This is a genomic window from Pseudoroseomonas cervicalis ATCC 49957, from assembly GCF_000164635.1.
GTDB classification, from domain to species: Bacteria; Pseudomonadota; Alphaproteobacteria; order Acetobacterales; family Acetobacteraceae; genus Pseudoroseomonas; species Pseudoroseomonas cervicalis.
On the sequence record NZ_GG770778.1, the window covers coordinates 436,051 to 452,837 of the forward strand.

Below are 16,787 nucleotides of genomic sequence, written 5' to 3' on the forward strand. Positions count from 1 at the left end.
TCTGCCCGGCATGCTCACCTATCGTCCCTCCTGGAAACGCAAGCTGGCCGGCTGGTCGCTGCTGGTGCTGGGCGTGATCGGGCTGGTCCTGCCCTTCCTGAACGGCATCATCCCGCTGGTGCTCGGCCTCTTCGTGCTGCGCGAGCAACATGCCTGGAGCCAGCGCAGCCTGGCCTGGTGCCATGCCCGCTGGCCCGCCCAGGTGGACCGCATGGGCGCGCTGGAGGATCGCCTGGCCCAGCGCTGCCGCAACGGCACGGCCTGGCTGCGCCGCCAATTCGGCGCTGCCTGACGCCGGCCGCCAGCGGCGGCCGGCCCTGACAGAAAAAAGAAGAGGGGGCCGGGGGAGAATTCATTCTCCCCCGTCTTTCTTCCGCTACCGCGCCCGCGGATGCGCCTTCTGCCAGGTTTCCAGCAGCCGCGCCGAATCGACGCTGGTGTAGCGCTGGGTGGTGGAGAGGCTGGCATGGCCCAGCAGCTCCTGGATCGAGCGCAGATCCGCCCCCGCCGTCAGCAGATGCGTCGCGAAGGAATGCCGCAGCGCATGCGGCGTCGCCGATTCCGGCAGGCCCACCAGGCGGCGGTAGTTGCGCAGCGCCCGCTGCGCCATGCCGGCATCCAGCCGCCCGCCGCGCGCGCCGAGGAACAGCGGCGCATCCGGCTCCCCCCCGCCGCGCAGCCGCAGATAGGCGGCGATCGCCTGCTCCACCGCGGGCAGCACCGGCACGACGCGTTCCTTGTCGCCCTTGCCGCGCACCTTCAGCCCGGCGCCGGCGCGCGGCGCATCGGCGAGGTTCAGCGCCAGCGCCTCGGAGATGCGCAGCCCGCAGCCATAGAGCAGGGTGAACAGCGCGCTGTCGCGCAGCGCCAGCACAGTGGAGTTCTCGACGCTGCCGGCATCGCGCGTCACGTCCAGCGCCTGGTCGGGGGTCAGCGGGCGCGGGGCGGGGGGCACCACCTTCGGCCCGCGCAGACCCGCGATGGCCTGCGGCACCAGCCCGTGCCTTTTGGCCAGGAAGCGCAGGAAGCCGCGGATGGCCGCCAGCTGCCGGGCGCGGGTGGCGTTGCCGACGCCGTCGCGCATGGCGCGCTCGGCCAGGAAGGCGCGCAGATCGGCCGGGCGCAGCGCCTGCAGCGCGGCGAAATCCGGCTCGGCGCCGAGGTGGCGCGTCAGGAAGCCCAGGAACTCGGCGAGGTCGGCGCCATAGGCGGCCAGGGTGTGGCGGCTGGCGCGGCGCTCCTTCTCCAGCCAGTCGAGCCAGAGGGCGCGGGCCTCGAGGGCGGTGCGGGGGGCGCTCATCGCAGCAGGGCGGCGGCCAGGGCGCGCGCCAGGAATTGCAAATGCGGGGTGGCGCCCTGTTGCGGCAGGTCGCTGCGGGCGCGGGCGCCGAGCACCAGCAGGGCGGGGGGGCCGGGCAGGGGCAGGCGGGCCAGGGCGTCGCAGCAGATCAGCGGCGCGGCCTCGGCGTGCAGCAGGGGCAGGTCGTCGGGGGTTTCGCGCAGCAGGGCGTCGCGGCCGGCGGGCAGCAGGCGGGCGACGCTGCCGGCGGGCAGCGGCAGCCAATGGGGCGCGGCCTGGCCTTCGCTGGCCAGGGCGCAATGCGCCAGGCCGAGCAGATCGGGCCATTCCTGGCGCACCGTCTCGGCCGGGTCGCGGGACGGGATGAGGGCCAGGATGGCGGCGCGGGTGCGGGCGGCGAAGCCGGCGGCTTCGCGGGCGGCCTCGGCCACGTCGCGGGTGGCGGCGCGTTCGGCGGCCAGCATGGCGGCCATGTGGTCGGCCAGGCCTTCGCCATGGATGCGGCGGGGCGGCGTCAGGCTGCGGTAGAGCTCCGGCCGTTCGGCCAGGAAATCCGGGTTCTGGCGGAGCCAGCTGGCGACGTCATCCGGCTGCATGTGTCCCCCAGATGGGAGGTCCAGGAACCTCAGGTTCCTGGCGGGGGAGCCCGAGGGGGGCAGAGCCCCCCTCGGAAACCCGTTCAGAGGATAGACTGCCCGGTCTTCTTCCAATCCGCCAGGAAGGCTTCCAGGCCGCGATCGGTCAGCGGGTGCTTGATCAGCTGGCGGATGACGGCCGGCGGCAGGGTGGCCACATCGGCGCCGAGCTTGGCCGCCTGGGCCATGTGCAGCGGGTGGCGGATGGAGGCGACCAGCACCTGGGTCGTCAGGTTCGGGTAGTTGCCGTAGATCTGCACGATGTCGGCGATCAGCTGCATGCCGTCCTGCGCCAGGTCGTCGAGGCGGCCGACGAAGGGCGAGATGTAGGTGGCGCCCGCCTTGGCGGCCAGCAGCGCCTGCACCGGCGAGAAGCAGAGCGTCACGTTCACCGGCGTGCCTTCGTCGGTCAGCGTCCGGCAGACGCGCAGCCCGGCCTCGGTCAGCGGCACCTTGACGCAGACATTCTCGGCGATGCCGCGCAGGAAGCGGCCCTCGGCCAGCATGCCCTCATAGTCGGTGGCGGTGACCTCGGCGGAGACATGGCCGGGGGTCACGGTGCAGATCTCGGCGATCACCTCGGCCATGTTGCGGCCGGACTTGGCGATCAGCGAGGGGTTGGTGGTGACGCCATCGACCATGCCGAGCTCGGCCAGGGCGCGGATCTCGGACACCTCGGCGGTGTCGACGAAGAACTTCATGCGGGCATTTCCTGCTGCTTTGGGGGGGAAGCGGCGGTTCCCCCGCCGGCGATGCCGCCTTGTAGCGGAAGGGGGGTGTTGAACGAAAGGCCGCGCGGGCGGAGAAGGGGGGCATGGCTCGTCTGCGCGTGCTGCTGCCTTTGCCCCTGGCCGGGGCCTATGACTACCGGGTGCCGGCGTCCTGGCCGGAGCCGCCGCCGCCGGGCGCCTTTGTCGAGGTGCCGCTGTCGGGGCGCAGCATGGTCGGCGTGGTGTGGGATGGCGAGGCCGACCCCAACCTGCCGGAGAAGCGGCTGCGCGACATGCTGGGCGTGTTCGACGTGCCGCCGATGACGCAGAGCCTGCGCAAATTCGTCGACTGGGTGGCGGCCTACACGCTGAGCCCGCCCGGCGCCGTGCTGCGCATGGCGATGAGCGCGCCGGCGGCGCTGGAGCCGCCCAGCGCCAAGGCGGGCTGGCGGCTCTCGGCCGCCGGGCAGCGCGCCAAGCGCGGCGAGGCGAAGCTGACGCCGGCGCGCCGCCAGGTGCTGGACGTGCTGGAGCCGGGCGATGTGCAGAGCGCCGCCGCCATCGCCGCCGAGGCCGGGGTGTCTTCCGGCGTGGTGCGCGGCATGGCGGAGGCCGGGCTGCTGGAATCCGCCCTGCTGCCGGCCGGCGAGAGTTTTTTCAGTCCCGACATCGACCGGCCCGGTCCGGTGCTGGGGGCGGAGCAGCAGGCGGTGGCCGCCGCGCTGCGCCAGGCCACGGCGGCCAAAAGCTTCGGCGTGACGCTGCTGACCGGCGTCACCGGCTCGGGCAAGACCGAGGTCTATCTGGAGGCGGTGGCGGAATGCGTGGCGCAGGGCCGACAGGCGCTGGTGCTGCTGCCGGAGATCGCGCTCTCCACCCAGTGGCTGGAGCGGTTCGAGCGCCGCTTCGGCGGCCCGCCGGCGCTGTGGCATTCCGAGCTGGGCAGCCGCCGCCGGCGCGACACCTGGCGCGCGGTGGCGGAGGGGCGGGTGGCCGCCCTGGTCGGCGCCCGCTCGGCGCTGTTCCTGCCCTATCCCGATCTCGGCCTGATCATCGTCGATGAGGAGCACGAGACGGCGTTCAAGCAGGAGGAGGGCGTCGTCTACCACGCCCGCGACATGGCGGTGGTGCGGGCGCGGCTGTCCCAGGCGGCCTGCGTGCTGGTCTCGGCGACGCCGAGCCTGGAGACGCTGACCAATGCCGAGACCGGCCGCTATGCCAGCCTGCACCTGCCGGAGCGGCATGGCGGGGCGGCGCTGCCGGCGGTGACGGTGATCGACCAGCGCCGCACCCCACCGGAGCGCGGCCGCTTCCTCAGCTCGCCGCTGGTGACGGCGGTGCGGGAGACGCTGGCGGCCGGGCAGCAGGCGATGCTGTTCCTCAACCGCCGCGGCTACGCGCCGCTGACGCTGTGCCGCAGCTGCGGCCACCGGCTGCGCTGCCCCAACTGCACCGCCTGGCTGGTCGAGCACCGGGTGCGGCGCACCCTGCAGTGCCACCATTGCGGGCACACCGAATCGATTCCCGAGAACTGCCCGGAATGCGGCGCCGAGGGCAGCCTGACGCCGCTCGGCCCGGGGGTGGAGCGGGTGCAGGAGGAGGCGGCGCAGCTCTTCCCGGAGGCGCGGCGGCTGGTCATGGCCTCCGACACCATCCCCGGCCCGGCGGCGGCGGCGGAGGCGGCGCGGGCCATCGCCGCGCGCGAGGTGGACCTGATCATCGGCACCCAGATCGTCGCCAAGGGCTGGCACTTCCCGCATCTGACGCTGGTGGGGGTGGTGGATGCCGATCTCGGCCTGGCGGGGGGCGATCTGCGCGCCGCCGAGCGCACCGTGCAGCTGCTGCACCAGGTGGCCGGCCGCGCCGGCCGCGCCGAGGCGCCGGGGCGCGTGCTGCTGCAAAGCTGGAATCCGGAGCATCCGGTGCTGGAGGCCCTTGTCTCCGGCGACCTGGATGCCTTCATGCAGGCGGAGGCGGAAGGCCGCCGCCCCGGCCACTGGCCACCCTTCGGCCGGCTGGCCGCGCTGATCGTCTCGGCCGAGGATGAGCGGGAGGCCGACCGGGTGGCCCGCGATCTCGGCCTCGCCGCGCCGCGCGGCGAGGGGGTGGGAGGTGCTGGGCCCGGCGCCGGCGCCGCTGGCCCTGCTGCGCGGGCGGCACCGGCGGCGGCTGCTGCTGAAGGCGCGGCGCGACATCGCCGTGCAGCCGCTGCTGCGGGAGTGGCTGTCCCGCATCGCCATCCCCGCGGCGGTGCGGGTGCAGGTGGATGTGGACCCGGTGGGGTTCCTCTGAGGGGGCGGAAATATGCCCGCGCCATGACGCGGGGGTAAGGAATCCGTGGCAGCCCCCGTTGCCGCGTTGCGACACACTGTGTTAATGCCGGGCCGCCGCGGCGGGCTTTGCCCGCGCGCGTCGAAACCTGTCCAACCGCCGGAACCGCCCCCAGGGGCACGGGCCGCGCGGCCGGACGCCGGGATAGCAAGAGAACGGGATCCTCCGTGGCCTCCGAAGCGACCAACGTCTCGCCGAACGCGACCCAACCCTCCGGCCTGGCCCAGCGCTACGCGCTGGCGCTGCTGGAACTGGCCAAGGACAAGAAGACGGTCGACGCCGTTGCCGCCGAGCTGGAGAAGCTGGGCGCGCTGCTGGCCGAGGACGCCGCCTTCCGCGCCTTCATCCACGACCCGCGCCTGGACAGCAGCGCGCAGCAGCGCGGCGCCTTCGCCGTGCTGGAGCGCGCCGGCGTGTCCGGCGATGTGCGCAACCTGGTGGGCGTGCTGATCGCCAATCGCCGCCTGTCGGCGCTGCCGCAGGTGGTGAACGCTTTCGGCGCGCTGCTCGCCGAGCAGCGCGGCCAGCAGACCGCCGAGGTCGCCACCGCCCATCCGCTGACCGACACGCAGCGCGCGCAGCTCGCCGCGCGGCTGACGGAAGCCGGTTATTCCAACGTGAAGCTGGTCGAGCGCATCGACCCCACCCTGCTGGGTGGCCTGGTGGTGCGCCTCGGGTCCCGCCTCTACGACAGCTCGATCAAGTCCAAGCTGCAGCGCCTGCAGTACGCCATGAAGGGGGCCGCCTGATATGGAGATCCGTCCCGCCGAGATCTCGGAGATCCTGAAGCAGCAGATCGCCGGCTTTGACGCCGAAGCGAATGTTGCCGAGGTCGGCACCGTGCTGACCGTGGGCGACGGCATTGCCCGCGTCTACGGCCTGCAGAATGTCATGGCCGGCGAGCTGGTGGAGTTCCCCTCCGCCGGCCTCAAGGGCATGGCGCTGAACCTCGAGACCGACAATGTCGGCGTCGTGATCTTCGGTGACGACCGGTCCATCCGTGAGGGCGACACCGTCTCCCGCACCCGCGACATCGTCTCCGTGCCGGTGGGCCCGGGCCTGCTCGGCCGCGTGGTCGATGGCCTCGGCAACCCGATCGACGGCAAGGGCCCGCTGACCAACGTCTCGCCCGCCCTGGTCGAGGTGAAGGCCCCGGGCATCATCCCGCGCAAGTCCGTGCACGAGCCGATGCAGACCGGCATCAAGGCGATCGACGCCCTGATCCCGATCGGCCGCGGCCAGCGCGAGCTGGTGATCGGCGACCGCCAGACGGGTAAGACCGCGGTCATCGTCGACACCATCCTGAACCAGAAGCCGATCAACGCCGGCACCGACGAGAGCAAGAAGCTTTATTGCATCTACGTCGCCATCGGCCAGAAGCGCTCCACCGTCGCGCAGCTCGTGCGCACGCTGGAGGAGAACGGCGCGCTGGAATACTCGATCATCGTCGCCGCCACGGCCTCCGACCCGGCGCCGATGCAGTACCTGGCGCCCTACACCGGCTGCGCCATGGGCGAGTACTTCCGCGACAGCGGCAAGCACGCGGTCATCTTCTACGACGACCTGTCGAAGCAGGCCGTCGCCTACCGCCAGATGTCGCTGCTGCTGCGCCGTCCGCCGGGCCGCGAGGCCTATCCGGGCGACGTGTTCTACCTGCACTCCCGCCTGCTCGAGCGCGCGGCGAAGATGAATGACGAGCAGGGCGCCGGTTCGCTGACCGCGCTGCCGGTCATCGAGACGCAGGCGGGCGACGTGTCGGCCTACATCCCGACCAACGTCATCTCGATCACGGACGGCCAGATCTTCCTGGAGACCGAGCTGTTCTTCAAGGGCATCCGCCCCGCCGTGAATGTCGGCCTCTCGGTCTCCCGCGTCGGCTCCGCCGCCCAGATCAAGGCGATGAAGCAGGTCGCCGGCAAGATCAAGCTGGAGCTGGCGCAGTACCGCGAGATGGCGGCCTTCGCCCAGTTCGCCTCCGACCTCGACGCCTCCACCCAGGCGCTGCTGGCGCGCGGCGCCCGGCTGACCGAGCTGCTGAAGCAGCCGCAGTTCAAGCCGGTCCCCGTCGAGGAGCAGGTGATCTCGCTCTTCGCCGGCGTGCGCGGCTACCTGGACCGGATCGAGGTCTCCAAGGTCGGCGCCTTCGAAACGCAGCTGCTCGCCTCGATCAAGGCCAATGCGCCGGAGATCCTGGACAGCGTCCGCGACAAGAAGGAGATCACCAAGGAGAACGAGGCGAAGCTGGTGTCCTTCATGGACAACTTCGCCAAGTCCTTCGCGGCCTGAGGCAAGGCCAGGGAGACTTCCATGGCCAACCTTAAGGAACTCCGGGGGCGCATCAACAGCGTCAAGTCGACCCGGAAGATCACCCAGGCGATGAAGATGGTCGCGGCGGCGAAGCTCCGCCGCGCCCAGTCCCAGGCCGAGGCCGCGCGCCCCTATGCGGAGCGCATGGCCCGGATGCTGGCCTCGCTCGGCCAGGCGGTGGCCGGCAATCCGGACGCGCCGAAGCTGCTGGTCGGCACCGGCGCGGACCAGGTGCACCTGCTGGTCGTCGTCACCGGCGACCGCGGCCTGGCCGGCCCGTTCAACACCAATGTGGGCCGCTTCGCCCGCAGCCGGGTGCGCGAGCTGGAGGCCCAGGGCAAGACGGTCAAGATCCTGACCGTCGGCCGCAAGGGCGCCACCTACCTGAAGCGTGAGTTCGGCTCGCGGATCGTCGGCGAGATCAGCTTCCAGGGCAAGAAGCGCATCGGCTTCGAGGATGCGAGCGAGATCGCCGCCCGCGTCACCGGCATGCTGGAGGCCGGCGAGTTCGACGTCTGCACGCTGATCTACAACCGCTTCCGCAGCGTGATCAGCCAGGTGCCGAGCGCGCAGCAGCTGATCCCGGCCGAGCTGCCGGCGGTCGACGCCACGGCCCCGGCCGGCGACGGCGCGCAGGCGCAGCCCTGGTACGAGTACGAGCCGGACGAGGCCACCATCCTGGCCCAGATCCTGCCGAAGAACCTGGCGATCCAGGTCTATCGCGCCCTGCTGGAGAACGCCGCCGGCTTCTTCGGCAGCCAGATGAACGCGATGGACAGCGCCACCCGCAACGCGGGCGACATGATCAACAAGCTGACCCTGACCTATAACCGGACCCGCCAGGCCAACATCACCAAGGAGCTGATCGAGATCATCTCCGGGGCCGAGGCCATCTGAGGGGAATGAGCACCGCCATGAAGAACAATGTTGGCAAGGTCACCCAGGTCCTGGGCGCCGTCGTGGACGTGCAGTTCCCCTCCGAACTGCCGGGCATCCAGAACGCGCTGCAGGTCAAGATCGGCGAGCGCACCCTGGTGCTCGAGGTCGCGCAGCACCTCGGTGAGCGCACCGTCCGCACCATCGCCATGGACACGACCGACGGTCTGGTCCGCGGCGCCGAGGTGGTCGACACCGGCGCCGGCATCGCCGTGCCGGTGGGCGAGGGCACGCTGGGCCGCATCCTGAACGTCATCGGCGAGCCGATCGACGAGCGCGGCCCGGTGCCGCACGCCAAGACCTACACCATCCACCGCGAGGCGCCGGCCTTCGAGGACCAAGCCACCGCGGCCGAGATCCTGGTCACCGGCATCAAGGTGGTGGACCTGCTCGCCCCCTACCTGAAGGGCGGCAAGATCGGCCTGTTCGGCGGCGCCGGCGTCGGCAAGACCGTCACCATCCAGGAGCTGATCAACAACATCGCCAAGGGCCATGGCGGCGTGTCCGTCTTCGCCGGCGTCGGCGAGCGCACCCGCGAGGGCAACGACCTCTACCACGAGATGGTCGATGCCGGCGTGATCAAGCTCGGCGAGAACGGCTCCACCGAGGGCTCCAAGGTGGCGCTGGTCTATGGCCAGATGAACGAGCCGCCGGGTGCGCGCGCCCGCGTCGCCCTCTCGGGCCTGTCCATGGCGGAATACTTCCGCGATGAGCAGGGCCAGGACGTGCTGTTCTTCATCGACAACATCTTCCGGTTCACCCAGGCGGGTGCCGAGGTGTCGGCGCTGCTGGGCCGCATCCCGTCGGCGGTGGGCTACCAGCCGACGCTGGCCACCGACATGGGCGCGCTGCAGGAGCGCATCACCTCGACCAAGAAGGGTTCGATCACCTCGGTGCAGGCCATCTACGTGCCCGCCGACGACCTGACCGACCCGGCGCCCGCCACCTCCTTCGCCCACCTGGACGCGACGACCGTGCTGTCGCGCTCCATCGCGGAGCAGGCGATCTTCCCGGCCGTCGACCCGCTGGACTCCACGTCCCGCGCGCTCGACCCGCGGATCATCGGCGAGGAGCACTACAAGACCGCCCGCGAGGTGCAGCGCATCCTGCAGACCTACAAGTCGCTGCAGGACATCATCGCCATCCTGGGCATGGACGAGCTGTCGGAGGAGGACAAGCTGGTGGTTGCGCGCGCGCGCAAGCTGCAGCGCTTCCTGTCCCAGCCCTTCCACGTCGCCGAGGTGTTCACCGGCACGCCGGGCGTGTTCGTGAAGATCGAGGACACGGTGCGCTCCTTCGCCGCCATCTGCCGCGGCGATTACGACCACCTGCCCGAGGCCGCCTTCTACATGGTCGGCACCATCGAGGACGCGGTGAAGAAGGCCGAGACCCTCAAGGCCGCGGCCTGATCACCAGCAGAGAGGGAGTCCGGGGAGCATGAGCGCGACCTTCGATCTGGAACTGGTCAGCCCGGAGAAGCTGCTCCTCTCCCGCCCCGTCGAGATGGCGATCATCCCGGCGGCGGAAGGCGAGATGGGCGTGCTGCCCGGCATGGCGCCGATGATCGTGGCCCTCAAGGGCGGCGTCATCCGCGTGCAGGAGAAGGGCGCGGTCACCGAGAGGCTGTTCGTCATGGGCGGCTTCGCGGAGATCACGCCGACCCGCGTCACCGTGCTGGCGGATGAGGCGACCCCGGTCGCCGAACTGTCGCGCGCCGAGGCGGCGGGCCGCGTCCGCGAGGCTGAGGCCGCCTATGACAGCGCCGCCTCCGCCACGCCGGAGGAGCGCGAGGCGGCGATGGACCGCCTGCTGGCGCTGCGCGAGATGGCGCAGGCCGCCGAGGCCGCCTGACGGTCGCCGCGCTTCCGGGCGCGGCAGCATGAGCTTCGAACGACGCCGCCCGTGGGAGACCGCGGGCGGCGTTTTTCGTGGCGCGGCGCGGTCCGGGCTGCTACGGCACCGCAACATCGATCACGAGCGATGCAACCGCGCGTCCCTGGCCACGCTGTCGGGTTATCAGGCGGTGGGCAGAGGGGGCAGGGCATGGGCAAGCGGGTCTTTCCCGTGGGCGGGGCGCTGACGCGCCGGCATTGGCTGGCCGGGGCGGCGGCGGGGGCCGGGCTGGCCGGCGCCGGGCTCGCCCTGCCGGCGCTGTGGCCGCAGCGCGGCGCGGCCCAGGATGCCGCGTCACCCGGCCTGGGCACGCTGGCGCGGGAGCGCGGCATCAGCTTCGGCGCCGCCATGCAGAGCAATCTGCTCGCCACCGACCCCGCCTATGGCGCGGCCTTCGACACCGAGGCGGCGCTGCTGGTGCCCGAATGGGAAGGCAAATGGGCGGCGCTGCAGCCCGAGGAAGGCAAGTTCGACACCAGGCCGCTGGACGCCATCCTGGGCTGGGCGCGGCAGCGCGGCCGGGTGGTGCGCGGCCATGCGCTGCTCTGGCACATCGCCATGCCGGACTGGCTGACCGCCGCTTTGGGCGAGGGGCCGGCGCGCGCCCAGGCGCTGATGGAGGCGCATTTCGACCGCATCCTCTCCCACACCCGCGAGCAGATCCGCGACTGGGACGTGGTGAACGAGGTGATCGCCAACCCGCCCGGCAGCGACGTGCCGCATGCCGGCGACAGCGCGCTGCGCGACACGCCCTGGCTGCGCGCGCTTGGCCCTTCCTATATCGACATGGCGCTGCGCATGGCGCGCCAGCGCGACCGCACGCTGCGCCTGACCATCAATGAATACGGCATCGAGGAGGACACGCCCGATGCCGCCGAGAAGCGCCGGCGCTTCCTTGCCCTGCTGCGCGGCCTGCTGGAGCGCAACGTGCCGCTGGATGCGGTGGGCATCCAGGCGCATCTGCAACTGCACCGGCCCTTCACGCCCGCCCCCTTCGCCGCCTTCCTGGCCGAGCTGCGGCAGATGGGCCTGGCCGTGCTGGTGACCGAGATGGACATCCGCGAGACGCGCGACGCGCCCACCGAGATCGCCGCGCGCGACGCGCTGGTGGCCGAGCGGGTCTATGCCTTCACCGCGACGGCGCTGGAGGGCGGGGTGCGCAGCTTCCTGACCTGGGGACTGTCGGACAAGTATTCCTGGCTGGTCTCCGACCCCGCCGTGGCGCTGGGGCCCGACCGTTCGCATCGCGGCCTGCCGCTGGACGAGACCTGGCAGCGCAAGCCGATGTGGCACGCGCTGGCCCGCGCCTTCCGCGGCGGCGGCTAAGCCGGGTTTTTCGGGCGGGCGGGCTTTTGCCCGGGCGGCTTTGGGTGTTTGCTCGGCGGCCATCTGTCCAGCGCCGGAGACCCCATGGACCTCGCCTCCCTCGAAACCCCCGTGCCGGTGATCGATCTCGACGTGGTCGAGGCCAATCTGGCGCGCATGCAGGCCTATTGCGACAGCCATGGCATCGCGCTGCGGCCGCATATCAAGACCCACAAGCTGCCGGCGCTGGCGCGGCGGCAGGTGGAGCTCGGCGCGCGCGGCATCACCTGCCAGAAGCTGGGCGAGGCCGAGGTGATGGTCGAGGCCGGGATCGACGACATCCTGATGTCCTACCCGCTGCTGGGCGCGGCCAAGGCGGCAAGGCTGGCGAAGCTGGCGCCGCGCGCCCGCTTCCGGGTCGGCCTCGACAACGCGCAATCGCTGGCGACGGTCGCCGAGGCGGCGCGGCTCTCGGGGGCCGAGATCGGCATCCTGGTGGAGTTCGACAGCGGCACCGCCCGCACCGGCGTGATGACTATCGAGGAGCTGCTGGAGCTGGCCCGCGCCGCCCGCGCCACGCCGGGGCTGCGCTTCGACGGGGTGATGACCTATCCGCTCGGCCCCAAGGCGCGCGCCTTCCTCGACGCGGCGCTGCCGCGGCTGAAGGCGGAGGGGCTGGAGCCCGCGGTGATCTCCGGCGGCGGCACGCCGAAGGCGTTCGAGGCGCATGCGGCGGCGCCGATCACCGAGCTGCGTGTCGGCACCTACATCTACAATGACCGCATGACGGTGGCCGCCGGCCACGCGACATGGGCCGATTGCGCGCTGCACCTGCATGTCACGGTGATCAGCCGGCCGGAGGCGCATCGCGCCGTGATCGATGGCGGGTCCAAGACCTTTGCCGCCGATGTCATGCCGGCGGGCATGGCGGAGGGCTATGGCTACTTCCCCGACTATCCGGAGGCGAAGCTGGAGCGCTTCAGCGAGGAGCACGGCATGGTGGATCTCTCCGCCTGCGCCCGCCGCCCCGAGATCGGCGAGGTGCTGCGGGTGGTGCCGAACCATGTCTGCCCGGTGAGCAATCTGCATGACCGTGTGGCCCTGGTGAAGGGCGGGCAGTTCCAGGGGTTCCAGGACGTCGCCGCGCGCGGCCGCAGCCAGTAAGGGGAGAGAGAATATGAGCGAATCCGAGAGCCGCCTGGCGGCGCTGGGGCTGAGCCTGCCGGCGGTGGGCAAGCCGCTGTTCAATTATGTGCCGTTCCGCCGCGCGGGGGATGTGGCCTATCTGTCCGGCCAGGTGCCGCGGCATGCGGATGGTTCGCTGACCGTGGGCAAGGTGGGTGCCGCGCTGTCGGTGGAGGAGGCGCGCCAGGCGGCCGAGCTGTGCGGGCTGCATCTGCTGGCCATCGCGCGGGAGGCGGCGGGCTCGCTGGAGAAGGTCGAGTTCCTGAAGCTGTTTGGCATGGTCAATGCCGTGCCGGAATTCGGCCAGCAGCCCAAGGTGATCGATGCCTGTTCCGACCTGCTGGTGGCGGTGCTGGGCGAGCGCGGCCGGCATGCGCGTTCGGCCATCGGCATGGGCTCGCTGCCGTCCGACGTGCCGGTCGAGATCGAGGCGGTGATTCGTATTCTGGACTGAAGGCGGGGTCCGGGGTGGCCCTGCCACCCCGGCGGGGCCCGGGGCAGCGCCCCGGACTTTTCTTTCAGTTCTTGAGGTGCTGTTCGAAGAAGCCCAGCACCGCGTTGTAGACGCGCCGCCGGTTGGCGCGCTTGGTGAAGCCGTGGCCTTCATCGGGGAAGGTCAGGTACTCCACCGGAATTCTCCGCTGTTTGAGCGCGTCCACGATCTGCTCGCTCTCATAGGGCGGCACGCGCGGGTCGGTCAGGCCCTGGGCCACCAGCAGCGGGCAGGCGATGCGCTCCGCCCGGTTCAGCGGCGAGAGGCGTTCCAGCAGCGCGGCATCCCGCACCGGGTCGCCATATTCGGCGGCGCGGTGGCCGATGCGCCAGGGGCCGGTCTTCTGGAAGAAGGTCTTCCAGCTGGCGATGCCGTAGAAATCGACGCCGCAGGCCCAGAGGTCCGGGTACTCGGTGGTGGCGGCCAGCACCATCCAGCCGCCATAGCTCTGCCCCATGATGCCGATGCGGCGGCCATCCAGGGATGGATGGGCGGCCAGCCAGGCATGGGCGGCGGCGAGGTCGGCGACGCTGTCGAGGCGCTTCTCGCGGTCGTCCAGCGCGGCATAGGCGCGGCCATAGCCGGTGGAGCCGCGCACATTCGGCACCAGCACGGCGATGCCCAGCGCCAGGAAGGCCTGCAGGTCGGGCCGCCAGTTGGGTAGGGCCTGCATGGCCGGGCCGCCATGCACCCAGACCAGCACGGGCCAGCCCTTTTCCGGGCGCTCGCCCGAGGGGAGGGCCAGGAAGCCCGGAATCTGCCGCCCGTCATGGGTGGGGAAGGCGATGGTGGTCCAGCTGTGCAGGCCGGGCGGCGGCGGCGCGGCGTCGAGCGGCGTGGCGGCGGCCACACCCGGCCGGGCCAGCCAGATGGAGGAGGGGAAGCGGAAGCCCATCAGGTCGAAGGCCAGCGAGGCGCCATCGGGCGACCAGCTCAGCTTGGTGATGACGCCCTCGGGGTGGATGGGCTCCTGCACCACGGCGCCGGTCGCGGCATCCAGCAGGCGCAGGCGCGAATAGCCGCCCTCGTTCACCACCACGGCCAGCAGGGACTGGTCGGGGGAGGGTTCCAGCTTCTCGACATCGAAGGGGGGCGCGTAGAGCGGGCGCGGCGCCTCGCCGGGCGCCTGGATGGCGACCGACAAGAAATCGCTGTCGCGGTCGGTCAGCAGCCAGAAGGCGCTGCCGTCGCGCTTCCAGCGCGGGTTCAGGTGGCGGGCGTCGCCGTCATGCGGGGTGATGTCGGCGGGCGGCGCGGCGCCGTCGAGCGCCACGCGCAGCAGGGTCGATTCGAAGGTGCGCGGCGCGGTGGCGAGAAGCAGGGATTGGCCATCGGGCGCCCAGGCCAGCAGCTCATGCGGGCCTTCCACCTCGGCCACGCAGCTTGCAGTGCCGGTGGAGAGGTCCATCACCCAGGCATCGGTGTGCGCCGGGTGGCGGGCATTGGCGGTGTAGGCGATTCGGCTGCCGTCGGGGGAGAGGGCGCCCCAGCCATGGATGACGTTGGGCGCCTCGGTCAGCGGCCGCGCCTCGCCCGCGGGCGGCAGGTGGTAGAGCTGGATGCGCTCATCGCCGGCGCCGTCGCGGCCGAAGATGGCGCCGCCATCGGGCAGGCCGGCGACGAAGGCCACCGCATCGGCGTGGCGGGTGCGCTGGCGGGGAGCGCCGCCGCCGGGCGGCACCTCCCAGACCTGGGCGGAGCCGCCGGCATCGTGCAGCACATACAGCCTGCCATCCCCGGCGAAGGCGGGGAGGGTGGAGGCGGGGGTGGTCAGCAGGCGCTCAAGGAGCGCGGCGGCGTCGTCCTGGCTCATGCGCAAGGGATGGACCCGAAATCACCGGCCGCCAAGGGGCTGCCCCGCGCCGCATGGCATGGCGCGGCGGCGCGGCTGCGCCTAATCTCCGGCCACCATGCGCTATGTCTCGACCAGGGGCCAGGCCCCCGCACGCGATTTCGAGGGCGTCCTGCTGGCCGGTCTGGCCGAGGATGGCGGCCTCTTCCTGCCCGAAACCTGGCCGCTGCTCTCGGCCGCCGAATGGCGGGCCCTGCGCGGCCTGCCCTATGCCGAGCTGTCGGCACGGCTGATGACGCTGTTCGCGGGGGAGACCATCCCGCTGGAGACGATGCGCCAGCTGACCGGCCGCGCCTATGCCGGCTTCGGCCATGCGGCGACGGCGCCGCTGGTGCAGCTCGACCCGCGGACCTTCTCGCTGGAGCTGTTCCACGGGCCGACGCTGGCCTTCAAGGACATGGCGATGCAGCTGCTCGGCCAGCTCTTCGACCATGTGCTGACCAAGCGGGGCGAGCGGGTGACGATCGTCGGCGCCACCTCGGGCGACACCGGCTCGGCCGCCATCGAGGCCTGTGCCGACCGCGCCGCCATCGACGTGGTGATCCTGCATCCCGAGGGCCGCACCAGCGAGGTGCAGCGCCGGCAGATGACCACGGTGCTGTCGCCCAACATCCACAACATCGCCGTCCAGGGCAGCTTCGACGATTGCCAGGATCTGGTGAAGGCGATGTTCAACGACGCGCCCTTCCGGCAGGAGATGCGGCTGTCGGCCGTCAACTCGATCAACTGGGCGCGCATCGCGGCGCAGGTGCCGTATTACGTCTATGCCGCGCTGGCGCTGGGCGCGCCGGACCGGCCGGTCGCCGTCTCGGTCCCCACGGGCAATTTCGGCAATGTGCTGGCCGCCTGGGTGGCGCGGCGCATGGGCCTGCCGATCGAGCGGCTGATCATCGGCGCCAACCGCAACGACATCCTGGCCCGCTTCCTCGCCGGCAACGACATGTCGATGCAGAAGGTGGAGCCCTCGCTCTCGCCCAGCATGGACATCCAGGTCTCGTCCAATTTCGAGCGGCTGCTGTTCGAGCTGCTGGGGCGCGACGCCCGCGCCACCGCCGAGATCATGCAGCGCTTCCGTGCCGAGGGTCGCATGCCGGTGCCGGATGCCGCCTGGCGCAAGGCGACCGAGACCTTCCATGGCTTCGCCCTGTCGGATGACGGCATCCTGGAGGAGATCCGCCGCCTGCACCGGGAGAGCGCCTATCTGGCCGACCCGCACACGGCGATCGGCACCGCCGCCGCGCGCGCCCACGCGCCGCAGGATCCGGGCATCCCGGTGATCGTCGCCGCCACGGCGCATCCGGCCAAGTTCCCCGACGCGGTGGAGCAGGCGACCGGCTTCCGCCCGCCGCTGCCGGCGCGGCTGGCCGATCTCTATGAGCGGCGGGAGCGCTACAGCGTGCTCTCCGGCGGGCTGGAGGAGATCGAGGCGGCGGTGCGCGCCCATGTGCGGCGCAACGTCACGGCCTGACCGGGCCTGACGGGGCGGGGGCCTGCCCCCGCCTCAACCCTCGCCGCCGCTGAGGGGAATCACCTCGACCCGCGCCAGACCCTGGCGCAGCATGCCGAGCTGCGCGGCGGTGGCCGGGCTGAGGTCGATCACCCGGCTCCGCAGATGCGGCCCGCGATCGGTGATGGTCACGGTGGCGCTGCGGCCATTCTCCAGGTTGCGCACCCGCGCCCGGCTGCCCAGCGGCAGGGTGCGGCTGGCCGCCGTATGGGCGTGGCGGTCGAAGCGCCGGCCATTGGCCATGCGCCGCCCGTGGAAGCGGTTGGCGTAGTAGGAGGCGCGGCCGCGGATCACCCGCCGCTGCCCGGCGCGCGGCGCCTCGGCCTGGCGGCG

The 16,787-nt window shown here is 71.8% G+C and carries 15 protein-coding genes and 1 pseudogene; 11 read left to right on the top strand and 5 right to left on the bottom strand.

The window, feature by feature from the left end:
* Positions 1-10: 10 nt before the first annotated feature.
* Entirely contained in the window at positions 11-292 is a 282-nt protein-coding gene (locus HMPREF0731_RS09235; RefSeq protein ID WP_007003834.1) for a PGPGW domain-containing protein, read from the top strand.
* Between the two features lie 84 nt (positions 293-376).
* On the opposite strand, the gene HMPREF0731_RS09240 is transcribed toward HMPREF0731_RS09235, so the two are convergent.
* The 3 genes from HMPREF0731_RS09240 to fsa all read right to left on the bottom strand — a co-directional run bounded on the left by HMPREF0731_RS09240 (position 377) and on the right by fsa (position 2,636).
* Positions 377-1,300: a tyrosine recombinase XerC gene (locus tag HMPREF0731_RS09240; protein ID WP_007003835.1), complete on the bottom strand. Its 924-nt coding sequence runs from the start codon at positions 1,298-1,300 to the stop codon at positions 377-379.
* Complete coding sequence (locus HMPREF0731_RS09245) at positions 1,297-1,896, bottom strand: hypothetical protein (RefSeq protein WP_040612613.1); 600 nt, start codon at positions 1,894-1,896, stop codon at positions 1,297-1,299. The genes HMPREF0731_RS09240 and HMPREF0731_RS09245 overlap by 4 nt, the downstream gene beginning before the upstream one ends.
* 83 nt (positions 1,897-1,979) lie before the next feature.
* Complete coding sequence (gene fsa, locus HMPREF0731_RS09250; RefSeq protein WP_007003836.1) at positions 1,980-2,636, bottom strand: fructose-6-phosphate aldolase; 657 nt, start codon at positions 2,634-2,636, stop codon at positions 1,980-1,982.
* A 113-nt stretch (positions 2,637-2,749) separates the two neighbouring features.
* Here fsa and HMPREF0731_RS09255 point away from each other — a divergent pair.
* The 9 genes and pseudogenes from HMPREF0731_RS09255 to HMPREF0731_RS09295 all read left to right on the top strand — a co-directional run bounded on the left by HMPREF0731_RS09255 (position 2,750) and on the right by HMPREF0731_RS09295 (position 13,056).
* Positions 2,750-4,937 (top strand): annotated as a pseudogene (locus tag HMPREF0731_RS09255) (primosomal protein N').
* 206 nt (positions 4,938-5,143) lie between these two features.
* A complete protein-coding gene (locus tag HMPREF0731_RS09260) occupies positions 5,144-5,725 on the top strand; it encodes a F0F1 ATP synthase subunit delta (protein WP_007003838.1) in 582 nt (193 codons plus the stop codon).
* Between the two features lies 1 nt (position 5,726).
* Positions 5,727-7,262, top strand: coding sequence for a F0F1 ATP synthase subunit alpha (gene atpA, locus HMPREF0731_RS09265; RefSeq protein WP_007003839.1), 1,536 nt, complete (start codon positions 5,727-5,729; stop codon positions 7,260-7,262).
* A gap of 21 nt (positions 7,263-7,283) precedes the next feature.
* Positions 7,284-8,180, top strand: coding sequence for a F0F1 ATP synthase subunit gamma (locus HMPREF0731_RS09270; protein ID WP_007003840.1), 897 nt, complete (start codon positions 7,284-7,286; stop codon positions 8,178-8,180).
* Positions 8,181-8,197: 17 nt separating this feature from the next.
* A complete protein-coding gene (atpD, locus tag HMPREF0731_RS09275; RefSeq protein ID WP_211207916.1) occupies positions 8,198-9,628 on the top strand; it encodes a F0F1 ATP synthase subunit beta in 1,431 nt (476 codons plus the stop codon).
* A 28-nt stretch (positions 9,629-9,656) separates the two neighbouring features.
* Entirely contained in the window at positions 9,657-10,070 is a 414-nt protein-coding gene (atpC, locus tag HMPREF0731_RS09280; RefSeq protein ID WP_007003842.1) for an ATP synthase F1 subunit epsilon, read from the top strand.
* A 192-nt stretch (positions 10,071-10,262) separates the two neighbouring features.
* Positions 10,263-11,438 carry an endo-1,4-beta-xylanase gene (locus HMPREF0731_RS09285; protein WP_007003843.1) on the top strand — a complete coding sequence of 392 codons (1,176 nt, stop codon included), beginning with the start codon at positions 10,263-10,265 and terminating at the stop codon, positions 11,436-11,438.
* An 84-nt stretch (positions 11,439-11,522) separates the two neighbouring features.
* The gene (locus HMPREF0731_RS09290) at positions 11,523-12,581 is read left to right on the top strand and encodes an alanine racemase (protein ID WP_007003844.1); all 1,059 of its coding nucleotides are present in this window, start codon (positions 11,523-11,525) and stop codon (positions 12,579-12,581) included.
* Positions 12,582-12,594: 13 nt separating this feature from the next.
* Positions 12,595-13,056: a RidA family protein gene (locus HMPREF0731_RS09295; RefSeq protein WP_007003845.1), complete on the top strand. Its 462-nt coding sequence runs from the start codon at positions 12,595-12,597 to the stop codon at positions 13,054-13,056.
* 64 nt (positions 13,057-13,120) lie between these two features.
* Here the strand turns inward: HMPREF0731_RS09295 and HMPREF0731_RS09300 are convergent, their stop codons facing one another.
* A complete protein-coding gene (locus tag HMPREF0731_RS09300; RefSeq protein WP_007003846.1) occupies positions 13,121-14,908 on the bottom strand; it encodes a S9 family peptidase in 1,788 nt (595 codons plus the stop codon).
* A gap of 97 nt (positions 14,909-15,005) precedes the next feature.
* On the opposite strand from HMPREF0731_RS09300, the gene thrC reads away from it, so the two are divergent.
* Complete coding sequence (gene thrC, locus HMPREF0731_RS09305; protein ID WP_007003847.1) at positions 15,006-16,415, top strand: threonine synthase; 1,410 nt, start codon at positions 15,006-15,008, stop codon at positions 16,413-16,415.
* Between the two features lie 33 nt (positions 16,416-16,448).
* On the opposite strand, the gene HMPREF0731_RS09310 is transcribed toward thrC, so the two are convergent.
* On the bottom strand, positions 16,449-16,787 hold a 339-nt coding region (locus tag HMPREF0731_RS09310), incomplete at its 5' end, for a septal ring lytic transglycosylase RlpA family protein (protein WP_007003848.1).

Coding starts and splice junctions, on each gene's coding strand:
- HMPREF0731_RS09235 (WP_007003834.1), top strand. CDS start 11: ATGCTCACCTATCGTCCCTCCTGGAAACGCAAGCTGGCCGGCTGGTCG.
- thrC (WP_007003847.1), top strand. CDS start 15,006: ATGCGCTATGTCTCGACCAGGGGCCAGGCCCCCGCACGCGATTTCGAG.
- HMPREF0731_RS09290 (WP_007003844.1), top strand. CDS start 11,523: ATGGACCTCGCCTCCCTCGAAACCCCCGTGCCGGTGATCGATCTCGAC.
- HMPREF0731_RS09270 (WP_007003840.1), top strand. CDS start 7,284: ATGGCCAACCTTAAGGAACTCCGGGGGCGCATCAACAGCGTCAAGTCG.
- HMPREF0731_RS09245 (WP_040612613.1), bottom strand. CDS start 1,896: ATGCAGCCGGATGACGTCGCCAGCTGGCTCCGCCAGAACCCGGATTTC.
- fsa (WP_007003836.1), bottom strand. CDS start 2,636: ATGAAGTTCTTCGTCGACACCGCCGAGGTGTCCGAGATCCGCGCCCTG.
- HMPREF0731_RS09285 (WP_007003843.1), top strand. CDS start 10,263: ATGGGCAAGCGGGTCTTTCCCGTGGGCGGGGCGCTGACGCGCCGGCAT.
- HMPREF0731_RS09295 (WP_007003845.1), top strand. CDS start 12,595: ATGAGCGAATCCGAGAGCCGCCTGGCGGCGCTGGGGCTGAGCCTGCCG.
- atpD (WP_211207916.1), top strand. CDS start 8,198: ATGAAGAACAATGTTGGCAAGGTCACCCAGGTCCTGGGCGCCGTCGTG.
- HMPREF0731_RS09300 (WP_007003846.1), bottom strand. CDS start 14,908: ATGAGCCAGGACGACGCCGCCGCGCTCCTTGAGCGCCTGCTGACCACC.
- atpA (WP_007003839.1), top strand. CDS start 5,727: ATGGAGATCCGTCCCGCCGAGATCTCGGAGATCCTGAAGCAGCAGATC.
- HMPREF0731_RS09240 (WP_007003835.1), bottom strand. CDS start 1,300: ATGAGCGCCCCCCGCACCGCCCTCGAGGCCCGCGCCCTCTGGCTCGAC.
- atpC (WP_007003842.1), top strand. CDS start 9,657: ATGAGCGCGACCTTCGATCTGGAACTGGTCAGCCCGGAGAAGCTGCTC.